The organism is Prevotella sp. P3-122 (assembly GCF_002251365.1).
Taxonomy (GTDB): Bacteria; Bacteroidota; Bacteroidia; order Bacteroidales; family Bacteroidaceae; genus Prevotella.
In genome coordinates this window covers 89,765-100,639 of sequence record NZ_NPJH01000037.1, presented here as the reverse complement: position 1 = coordinate 100,639, position 10,875 = coordinate 89,765, and the positions used below count along the sequence as shown (strand labels likewise).

General features: G+C 50.1%; 9 protein-coding genes. 1 reads left to right on the top strand and 8 read right to left on the bottom strand.

Going from position 1 to position 10,875, the window contains the following annotated elements; genetic code table 11:
• Positions 1–184: 184 nt before the first annotated feature.
• From CIL02_RS07095 to CIL02_RS07070, 5 genes are all read right to left on the bottom strand, one after another.
• The gene (locus CIL02_RS07095) at positions 185–727 is read right to left on the bottom strand and encodes a carbonic anhydrase (RefSeq protein WP_094400332.1); all 543 of its coding nucleotides are present in this window, start codon (positions 725–727) and stop codon (positions 185–187) included.
• A gap of 951 nt (positions 728–1,678) precedes the next feature.
• Entirely contained in the window at positions 1,679–2,752 is a 1,074-nt protein-coding gene (locus CIL02_RS07085) for a DUF6057 family protein (protein ID WP_094400328.1), read from the bottom strand.
• Positions 2,753–2,933: 181 nt separating this feature from the next.
• Positions 2,934–4,976 (bottom strand): alpha amylase C-terminal domain-containing protein, encoded by a 2,043-nt coding sequence (locus CIL02_RS07080; protein ID WP_094400326.1) that lies wholly within the window; start codon positions 4,974–4,976, stop codon positions 2,934–2,936.
• A gap of 61 nt (positions 4,977–5,037) precedes the next feature.
• Positions 5,038–5,481: a YhcH/YjgK/YiaL family protein gene (locus tag CIL02_RS07075; protein ID WP_094400324.1), complete on the bottom strand. Its 444-nt coding sequence runs from the start codon at positions 5,479–5,481 to the stop codon at positions 5,038–5,040.
• 129 nt (positions 5,482–5,610) lie between these two features.
• On the bottom strand, positions 5,611–6,732 hold the full coding sequence (locus CIL02_RS07070; protein ID WP_094400322.1) for an MORN repeat-containing protein: 1,122 nt from the start codon (positions 6,730–6,732) through the stop codon (positions 5,611–5,613).
• 184 nt (positions 6,733–6,916) lie between these two features.
• Between CIL02_RS07070 and kdsB the strand changes: the two genes are divergently transcribed.
• Positions 6,917–7,669, top strand: coding sequence for a 3-deoxy-manno-octulosonate cytidylyltransferase (gene kdsB / locus CIL02_RS07065; protein ID WP_094400320.1), 753 nt, complete (start codon positions 6,917–6,919; stop codon positions 7,667–7,669).
• Here the strand turns inward: kdsB and tilS are convergent.
• From tilS to CIL02_RS07050, 3 genes are read right to left on the bottom strand one after another with little or no spacing between them, the layout of a single operon-like run.
• Positions 7,623–8,978 (bottom strand): tRNA lysidine(34) synthetase TilS, encoded by a 1,356-nt coding sequence (gene tilS, locus CIL02_RS07060; RefSeq protein WP_094400318.1) that lies wholly within the window; start codon positions 8,976–8,978, stop codon positions 7,623–7,625. The two genes, kdsB and tilS, sit on opposite strands and share 47 nt — an antisense overlap.
• Positions 8,968–10,149 carry a class I SAM-dependent rRNA methyltransferase gene (locus CIL02_RS07055; RefSeq protein WP_094400316.1) on the bottom strand — a complete coding sequence of 394 codons (1,182 nt, stop codon included), beginning with the start codon at positions 10,147–10,149 and terminating at the stop codon, positions 8,968–8,970. Before CIL02_RS07055 ends, tilS begins: the two co-directional genes overlap by 11 nt.
• A gap of 32 nt (positions 10,150–10,181) precedes the next feature.
• Positions 10,182–10,862: a 3'-5' exonuclease gene (locus CIL02_RS07050; protein WP_094400314.1), complete on the bottom strand. Its 681-nt coding sequence runs from the start codon at positions 10,860–10,862 to the stop codon at positions 10,182–10,184.
• Positions 10,863–10,875 lie beyond the last annotated feature (13 nt).

Genomic DNA, 10,875 nt, shown 5'->3' with positions numbered 1-10,875 from the left:
AAAGGTCGTTTTTAATAATGTGGATGAAAGATACTCCTCCAAAAGAGATAGTTTTTTCGAATCATCCCTCCTCTTGTTTTGTCTCATACTGATAAGTTAAAAGTGTCAACTTATTCAGTACACTACATGCAATGCTTTGCGTTGGCAGGTGCAATGCTTTGCGTAGGCGGATGCAATGCTTCGATTACAGGACCTCCTCTAATTCTCCCGTTTCGGAATCTATGATAAATCCACGTACCACAATATCCTTTGGCACAAGCGGATGCGTCTTTATTGTCTCGACTGTCTTTTTCACCGATGTGGGAGTATCCTTGAACCCCTCAAGCCAGTGATGCAAGTCTATTCCGCATTTTTGAATGGTGTCGAGTGTTTCATCCTTTACTCCACGGGCTATCATTTCATTGCGGAAATGGTCGAAGCTCATATGACAGGCTCCGCAATGAGAATGTGCCACAACCATTATTTCACACACTCCTAACTCGTAGATGGCGACTATCAGGCTGCGCATGGCAGAGTCGAAAGCGGAGATAACCAGCCCTCCCGCATTCTTAATAATCTTTGCGTCACCGTTCTTCAGTCCAAGTGCAGCAGGAAGAAGTTCGGTCAGTCGGGTATCCATACACGACAACACTGCTAATTTCTTGTCTGGGTACTTGTCTGTGACATACTTCTCGTAGCCCTTCTCGGCAACGAATGTCTTGTTGTAGTCAATAATCTCGTCTATCATATATGTAATACATTCATTATTTCAATTGCCTGTCATTCTATTATTTTAGCAAAAGCTGAGACAAAATTACAGAAAATAGTTGTATTACCAAAACATAATGATAAATAAACTCTTTTTGGGATATGATGGTACGAGGAAGTGATGAGGTCAGGGATACATGAAGCATACCAAGCAATGCAAAAAGGTGGACACACCCAACAAACGGATGTACCCACCTCTTTCTGTTACGGGGAAGTGATTATCTTACGACAAACTTCTTGCCGTTTCTGATATATACTCCCTTTGAAGCCTCGCCCGTGATGCGGCGACCAGCAAGGTCGAAGATTGGAGCATTTGTGACGTCTGCCCCTTCTACTTCAGGCTTTCCAATAGCCGAAGGCGTATCTTGGAAGCTGAACGTAAGGGTCTTAGCTGTGGGTGAACAATATCTCCTTGCGACCTTGGCGGCTTGGCGAGAAAAATATCACGCAATAAACATCTGCGAGAAAAAGCTCTCGCAAAGGCGCAAAGAGCGCAAAGACAATGTACGTTCAAAACGCTTCTGATACATGCGGCATGGCCACGATGTACTGGCGGAAACTCACATCCATGGCGGTTATACAGAGATTACCTGAAGTCATACTACGATGATTTTGACCTATCTAACAACGAACCTTAATTCGGGTGGCGCATTGACGAAGTCAGGAAATGCAACTTTAGTTGTGGCTTGACAAAGGTGCAATGTAAATGAAATGTTTATTTTGGTTTTTGTGGCAAGCAGGGATGGAGATATCAGAAAAACTGACGAGGGTACCATCAAATGAGGTAACCTCGTCAATAGATCTTAAATCGGCTCTGTGTAAAAGGATGGGGATACTTAAAGTACACAAGAAATGGGATACAGATACATCGCAGCCCATTAACTCCTGGCAAAATATATTGAGTACAGCACAGGCAATTATAAGCTATCAATTAAATAGCAGGGTAGTCATAATAGTACCAGTAGGTTTTGCCGAAGGCATCGCGGAGGGCAGTCTGCCGTTCGTGTGGATTGGTATATTTCTTTTCCATTTCCTTATATTCGTTATAGTCAGCCTCGGTTGCAGGGTCGCTGTAAACGACTATGGGTGTTGACCTTGTATGGCAGTAGAGGGTCATGGCCTCGCGGTAGTGCTTGGGCAGGCGTCGCATGTCGTATCTTTTGACCAGCTCGCATGCGAAGGCCTCAAGATTACGGTCGAGCAGATGTCCGCACATTCTGTAGTCGGGCGTTGTACGTACGACGAGCTTAAGCTGCTGGTCGTTATGGAGCATCATCTTGACTGACGTGCCATTTGGACGCATTGCCTCAGATCCTCCAACGAGTGGGTACTCGAAGAGTCTCTCTGGCAGTTTTCCCTGTGCGGCGAGTGCGTATATGCGCAACATTGTCAGGCTGCTGTCTGTTTCGAGAGACTTGCTTCCTGCATTTAGTGCTCCCTCGTAGTCCTTTCCGGCTATGCATCTCTCGGCTGTCATACGGTAGTGGAAGACATTGTTGCTGCTACCTGTGAGTCCCACGAGAGTCATCATGACGGTCATGGTTAAAACATTTATCCATACAGTTCTTGAGAACAGGCCGTAGGAGAAGGAGTCGGGCTCGTAGGGCTGTATCTGTCTTGCCACCCATACGGCGCATGCCCACAGAAGGAGAAGCAACGGACATAGCCACAGCCAATGTCCGAAGGTGAAGCCATGGTCGATGTCGGGGCTTATGTCTGTGAGCACGGCAAGAATCAGCAGCGAGGGGAAATAGGTCAGGGCATGACTTCGGGAAACGAGTCTCGAGACAGCCATGACAGCCACTTGCAGGAGGTAAAGCACGGAGGTTATGAGTAGTGCTCCGACTGTAGCATTATAGTGCGTCTTACCTTCGGACAGTACGTGCTGTGCCATAGCAAGCACATCTGCCTGATAGGAATACAGGTATGTGAATGTGAATATAATGAACAGTAGCGCGCATGTTATCCGTGTAGCCGTGATGCTGTTTTCTTTTTGCCTTACCATATTTATATATACTTAAGTTTCGCTTTGAGGTCGAAGGTCTGAGGTCGAGGGTTTGAAGGGTTTGAGGGGGGTGAGGGGTTCGAGGAGGTAAAAGACAATTGTAAAAGCCCTGCTTAAACATACGTCATTTACCTCCTCTTATCTTCCTTTACCTCCTCTTTACTACTTGTAAAAAGTTGAGTTATACTTTCCTCAAAACGACGGCCGAGCGTGCGGGGATGTATAGCTTAAGCCACTCCTTGTGGTCTTGTGCGTATAGCTGGTCGAAGTTTGTGAAGTGTGTGATGGTATCGTCTGTAAGTCCGTTGCCTCCGAAGTCGGGGTTGTCGGTATTGAGAACCACCTTGTAGGCGCCAGCCGGAACGATGAAGCCATAGTCTGTGTACGAGCGGTTGGGCGAGAAATTGAAGACGAAGATAAGGTCGCCCCTCATGTAGGCGAGTATCTGGTCTCCGTCGTTGTGCCATATTTCCTGCACGGGTGTCTTGTTGAAGTTTTTCTCGCTCTTGATGACGTTAAGCATCTCGCGGTCGAAGTCGCCGAGGTAGTGGTAGTCGAGTTCCTTATTGTCGACAAGGTTCCATTGCCTGCGTGCGTACTTGTAGCTCCATCCGTTGCCCTCTCGTGGGAAGTCTATCCATTCGGGATGTCCGAACTCGTTGCCCATGAAGTTGAGGTAGCCTCCGTTGATGGTGGATGCCGTTACAAGCCTTATCATCTTGTGCAGGGCGATGCCACGATGCACCATGAAGTTCTCGTCGCCCTTCTTGAAGTGCCAGTACATATCGGCATCGATGAGACGGAAGACGATGGTCTTGTCTCCCACGAGTGCCTGGTCGTGGCTCTCACAGTAGGAGATGGTCTTCTCGTCGCTTCGTCTGTTCTTCACCTCCCAGAATATGGAGCTTGGCTTCCAGTCCTCGTCGCGCAGTTCCTTGATGGTCTTAATCCAGTAGTCAGGTATGTTCATGGCCATGCGGTAGTCGAAGCCATATCCTCCGTCCTTGAACTTGGCGGCCAGACCCGGCATGCCGCTTACCTCCTCGGCAATTGTCACGGCCTTGGGGTTCACCTCGTGTATGAGCAGGTTTGCAAGCGTGAGGTAGCAGATGGCGTTATCGTCCTGATGTCCGTTGAAGTAGTCCTGATAGCCACAGAATGCCTCTCCGAGTCCGTGGCTGTAGTATAGCATTGAGGTTACTCCATCGAAGCGGAATCCATCGAAATGGAACTCATTGAGCCAGTACTTGCAGTTGCTGAGCAGGAAGTGCAGCACCTGGTCCTTGCCGTAGTCGAAGCAGAGGCTGTCCCATGCCGGATGCTCGCGCCTGCCTCCAGGATAGAAATACTGGTTGGGGTCTCCGGCAAGGTTGCCCAGTCCCTCAATCTCGTTCTTCACGGCATGTGAGTGTACGATGTCCATGATGACGGCGATGCCGTTCTGGTGGGCAGTATCTATGAGCGACTTCAGCTCCTCTGGTGTACCGAAACGGCTGGAAGCAGCGAAGAACGAGCTTACATGATATCCGAAGGAGCCATAGTAGGGGTGCTCCTGTATGGCCATGATCTGTATGCAGTTGTAGCCGTCAGCAATGACGCGTGGCAGCACATTCTCCTTGAACTCGGTATAAGTTCCTACCTTCTCGGCGTCCTGTGACATACCGATGTGGCACTCGTAGATGAGCAAGGGAGACGTGCACGGCTTGAACTTCTTCTTCGACCACTGGTAAGGCTCTACATCCCACACCTGTGCGGAGAATATCTTCGTCGTATCGTCCTGCACCACTCTCTGTGCCCATGCGGGTATGCGCTCTCCGTTGCCGCCTTCCCAGTAGACGTGCATCTTGAAGAGGTCACCATGCTTCATGGCCTTGGCTGGCAGCTTGAGCTCCCAGTTGTCGGTACCCTTTAGTCTCTTGGCTCTATACTTGTCGCTCTCCTTCCAGTCGTTGAAGTCTCCTACAAGATAGATGTCAGTAGCATTTGGCGCCCACTCACGGAACACCCATCCCCGCGGTGTCTTGTGCAGTCCGAAATAGTCGTAACCGCTTGCGAAATCAGAGAGTGTTCTTTTTCCATTGTCGGTGAGCTGTGCCAGTTTCCACAATACGTGGTCGTGTCTGCCCTGTATGGCCTGCTCGAACGGCTCGAGATAGGCGTCACTCTTTACAAGCCCAATGTGCTTAGGAGCTGCGGGCTTAACAGTTTTCTTCTTTGTAGCCATAGATTGTCTGGTAATAAATATTAAGTTGCTAACGTTTAGTTTAGATTCATCCGTGACGGCGTCAGGCTCTTACCTTGAAGATGGCCTTACGTATTTCTCCTGAGCCAACGCATGGCTTGTGGCCGTCCTGTGGCCAGAATATGGCAAAGTCGCCCGGCTTGCAGTTGACGAGTGTCGGGGAAGCCACGCCAGGATATTTTGTGACGTCCTTGGCATCGTTGTATTCGGCCTCTGGCAGATCGGAGAGTGGAATGTAGCCGTATGCCTCGGGTGCGTCGAGGGGTATTTGAATATCGAGCATACGCCTGTGTGTCTCGAAGACGGCCTCCTCATCGGTCTTGCCCTTGGCAACTGCAATGTTCAGGAACAGGTCGTCGCCCTTGATTGGATGCTTGCCAACCTCAAGGGTCATCAGGTCGTGCTCCTTGACGAATTTGACAACCTCCTCGAAGAGGGGGTTCAGAGAAACATATTTCTCCAGGTTTTCCATTGTATCAACTACCATGATTTCTTTGTATTTAAGAGGTTAATGTATTTACTTATTTTTATAGAGAAGATAGAGAAGATAGAGAAGATAGGGGGAGATAGAGAGAGATAGAGGATTTAAAAAAGTGATGGACGATAGAGATGAGGATTAGTCGTTGAAGCGCTTACCGCTCTCGTAATGTCCGGAAGATATCACCTTGCCGTTGCGGTCCTTCTCTACGAACTTGCCGTCACGACGGTCGTCAACATATGTTCCCTCGAAACGCTTGCCGTCTTTGTCTTCCTCTATGGCCTTGCCATTGCGCTGTCCATTATGGTAAATACCCTTGAAGCGGGAGCCGTCAGCGTAGTGTATCACCACCTCTCCCTCTACCCTACCATCGAGGAACGAGCCTTCGAATATGTCGCCCGTCTTCTTGGTAAGCTTTCCGTGTCCGTTCTGCTTGTCTGCCTTCCAGTCGCCCGTATAGATATCCCCATTACTCCATACGAATGTGCCCTGACCGGACTTGTCGCCCTCAACGAAATGGCCTGTGTATTTGTCGCCATTGGCATATCTTAGAATGCCCAAGCCCGTACGCTCGCCCTGCACATACTCGCCCTCGTAAACATCTCCGTTCTGGAACTTATATATTCCCCGTCCGTTCTGTATGTCGTCGAGCCAGTCGCCTACGTATATGTCGCCATCGGCATAGTGGTTGGTACCTTTGCCTGTACGCTGGTTGTTTGCCCACATGCCCTCGTATGTCGTACCGTCGCCCCAGTCGAAGAATCCCTTTCCCGACTTCTGGTCATCGCTCCAGTTGCCGTCGTAGAACGCCCCGTTGGAATAAGTATACTTGCCCTTACCCTGACGCTTGTCCTTGAGCCAGTTGCCCTCGTATTTGTCGCCATTGTAGTAGTACATTATACCATGTCCCTGTTGGTAGTCACGGTACCATAGGCCTACATATTTATTGTTGTTGTTGAAATAGTACGTTCCCTGTCCGTGTTGCTGGTTCTGAAACCACTCGCCCTCATACTTCTCTCCGTCAGCAAACGTGTATACTCCGAAGCCATGTCTCTTTCCCTTGACAAACTCTCCCTCGTATATGTTTCCGTTGTCAAAGGTCACGCTGCCCTTGCCATGGGGTTTGCCGGCCGAGATTTCTCCCTTGTAGACACCATGTATATTGTCCATGACGATATTGCATGAGCCAAGGACTACTTTCTGTGCTACGGCACCAAAAGGGAGCAAGGCGAAAAATAAAAATATTATTGGTTTTCTCATCAATACAGTTTCATTGTTAAAATCAACTCCAAAAGTAGCAAATTTAGTCCAACGAGCAAAATGTATTAGTATTTTTTAGTATTTTGTGTTTTTTTATTATTATCTTTGCCGCACATACGCAAGGAGCATAGGCAAATTGCGGTGCCAGAAAATACGAAAACATAAACCAAAACATACAACAGTTATGAGATTTGTTGCTATCATTCCAGCCAGATATGCCTCTACCCGCTTTCCAGGCAAGCCGCTGGCCATTCTTGGCGGCAAGCCCGTCATAGAGCATGTGTACAGAAAGGCCGCCGAGGTACTCGACGACGCCTACGTTGCCACCGACGACAGCCGCATAGAGGAAGCAGTAAAAGCTTTTGGCGGCAAAGTGATAATGACCGGCGCCAACCACAAGAGCGGAACAGACCGTATTGCCGAGGCGCTGGGAAAGATTGAGGGACAATGGGACGTTGTAGTGAACGTTCAGGGCGACGAGCCTTTCATACACAGGAGCCAGATTGAGGAGGTGTGCAGGTGTTTCGACGACCCCGACACGCAGATTGCCACCCTTGGCAAGCCGTTTGCTGACATGGAGGGCGTGCTGAACCCCAACTCGCCGAAGATAGTCACGGACAACAGAGGATATGCCATGTATTTCTCTCGCTCGCCGATACCATACGTCCGCGGCAAGGAACAGGCAGAATGGACAGACAACTTCTGCTTCCTGAAACATCTCGGCATTTACGCCTACAGAAGCGAGGTGCTCAAGGAGATAACGAAGCTCGGACAATCGCCACTGGAAATTGCCGAGAGCCTGGAGCAGCTGCGCTGGCTGCAAAACGGCTACAAGATAAAGGTTGGGCTCACGGATGTGGAGACCATCGGAATAGACACGCCCGAGGACCTTAGGAAAGCAGAGATATTTCTGTCACAGCACGCGAACGGTCTGTAAGGCAGAACCGGGCATCGGGACGGCATCCCACAACCCATACTATCTTGCCTGAGGCATCCGTAACGACAAGCTGGCGACGCTTGGCCGTCAAAGGCATCTTCAGGCCGGTAAGGAAGTCGCTTAGCAACTTGCTGCCCTTCATGCCAAATGGCACGAAGCGGTCGCCAGGCTCTACGCCACGTACCGTAAGCGGGAAGACCACCTTGTCGGCATCAAGGCATGCGTGGCACCTGTCGCGAGAGATGGCATAGTCACTATTGATGACGGACGAGGACACACGAATCCTCGCTCCGAAAGGACAGACGTAAAGCCCGGGTTCTGGAATGGTCATTGGCCTGATAGCCTCCCCACTCTTTTCTGACAGCAACAACCGTCCACGGTCAAGACACAACTCGTGGGTGGCAGACAGCCATGTGCGTCCAGGCTCTCCGTCGAGGCTCTGGGACACCTGCGCCACCTGTGCGGAATTGAAGCCATAGGCGCTGAGAATGTTCCACAGATAATACTCCACAGACGGGAACGAGCGCAACAGGCTTGTGCTGATTATTGCCTGCCCATCATTCCATTCCATACAGCCTGCGGCCGAGCTGACAGAGGCATCCACAACCCGCTGTGCCTCGGCCATCCAGCGTGCCATATTCAGAATGTTGGTCTTCACGGCCGGATTTACATCCTCAAGCATGGGTATGACATTAAGCCTTATCTTGTTGCGTTGGACGTCGGCTACAAGATTTGTGCTGTCCGTAACAAAATCCTGACCAAGGGCTGCAAGGTATTGCTCTATCTCACTTCTGTCCACACAGAGCAGCGGCCTTACAACGAGTCCGTTTCGGGGCGCCATGCCCGTGAGACCGTTCAGTCCCGTACCCCGTATGATGTTCAGCAGGATGGTCTCTACATTATCATCCCGATGGTGTGCCACACATACCGATTGGGCATCAAGGTCACGGCAGAGCTGTCGGAAATAAGAATAGCGCAGGTCTCGTGCCGCCATCTCTATGCTTACTTTGTGCAGGGAGGCATATTCCCTTGTGTCGAAGTGTATTCTGTGGAGCTCCACTCCGCATTTCCGGCATAGCGACACACAGAACTCCTCATCGCGTACGGACTCGTCACCCCGCAGGTGGAAATTGCAATGGGCAGCATCGACATCGTAGCCAAGACCATGCAGCAACAGCAGCAAGGCCACGCTGTCAGCACCTCCCGACAAGGCGACAACTTGCTTACGGTCCTTGTCGAGCAGAGTGTTCTCCTTAATAAAGGACGCCACTTTTAGGGTGACGTCCTTCGCAATATTGTCATTCGACATACAATACAAGTCCCTTTAGATATTCACCTTCCGGATGGTAGATATTGATAGGATGGTCAGCAGGCTGATGGAGCTGGTGCAGGATGCGCACCTTGCGTCCAGCCTGGGCCGCAGCAGTGAAGACGGCATTGCGGAAATTATCCTTGGTGACCACCTGTGAGCAGCTGAATGTAAACAGAATGCCTCCACTCTTTATCTTCTCAAATCCCTTAACATTGAGCCTTGTGTATCCTTTCAGCGCATTATGCAGGGCACCGCGATGCTTTGCAAAGGCTGGAGGATCGAGGATGATAAGGTCGTATTTGCCCTCGTTGGCGTCAAGGAACTTGAAGGCATCCTCGCAGAATGCCTCATGCCTCTTGTCACCTGCGAAGTTGAGGTCTACATTGGCATTGGTAAGCTCTATGGCCTTGGCACTGCTGTCGACAGAATGGACAAGCGTGGCACCGCCGCGCATGGCGTAAACGGAGAAGCCCCCCGTATAGCAGAACATGTTGAGAACGCTCTTGCCCTTGGAGTATTTCTCAAGGAGCAGTCTGTTCTCTCGCTGATCGACAAAGAAGCCTGTCTTCTGTCCCTTCAGCCAGTCGACATGAAACAACAGCCCGTTCTCCTTGGTGGTATTCTCGTCACTACCTCCATGTATGAAGCTGTTCTGCTGTCCCAAGTCTGCCTTGAAGGGCAACGTAGTCTCACTTTTATAGTATACGTTCTCGATTCTGTCCTGCATAACCTCGACAAGTGCTGCGCACACGTCCATACGGCACACGTGCATGCCAACGCTATGCGCCTGCATTACTGCCGTCTTGCCATAGCAGTCGATGACAAGCCCCGGCAGGTTGTCACCCTCGCCATGCACAAGGCGATAGGTATTGTTGTCATCGCTGTCGGCAATGCCGAGGCTGCGCCTTACCTCCAATGCCGAGGCAAGCCGCGATGTCCAGAACTCATGGTCGATGGTGATGTCGCGGAACGACAGGACCCTGACTGATATGGAACCTATCTGATAATGGCCTACGGCCAGGAACATACCGTCCGAGGACAGCACCCTGACGATGTCGCCCTCAGCTATGCCTTCATCGCTACGTTGTATGGCACCAGAGAAAATCCAGGGATGAAACCTTCTGAGCGATTCTTCCTTGCCCCGTTTCAAATATATGTTTCTATACATAAGTCTTTGTCTAATATGATCAGTGCTACTATTTATTCTACTCTCTCTCCTTGCGACGCATCCTCCACATTGGAGGCCTCCTGCTGCATGTTTTCCTCGGACACGACCTCAAGGACATAACCGTCCGACTGCAACAGCCGCATTATCTCCTCATAGAGCATTATGCAACTCCACGCATCTGTAGCCGCATACACCTTCTGCTTATCCGTGAGTACATCGTTCTCCCAGTTGGTGAGCCTCTGCCGCTTGCTAATTTTCTGTCCGAAGATGTTTGCATAGAGCTTTTGCAGGCTACGGTCCTCAATGCCAATGTTTCCTACAATGTCCTGAAGGTCAATGAACAGTCCGGGCTTGAAGTCCTCGCGCTTCTTTAGCATCAGTATGTCATCATGCCACGACAGACCAATCTTCTTTACAGTCTTGTCCTCAAGAAGGCGCTTTATGGCAGGAGTAATACCTGTATAGTTGAGCCTGAACAGAAAACAGATGTCGCGGCTCGACACCTGAAGCAGCGATACCTTGTGCATCTCGCCACGCTTGAACGACGGACGAGTCTCGGTGTCCACACCAAGAATGTCACGGGACAGAAGATAGTCCACAGCCTTCTCAGTCTCTCCTGCAGACACGATAACCACTATCCTGCCAGGAAACGTCACCAAAGGTAATGCTGTTATGGAATGCTTGTCAAACTTATTATATATTACTCTTTTCATTGCCAAATGGATG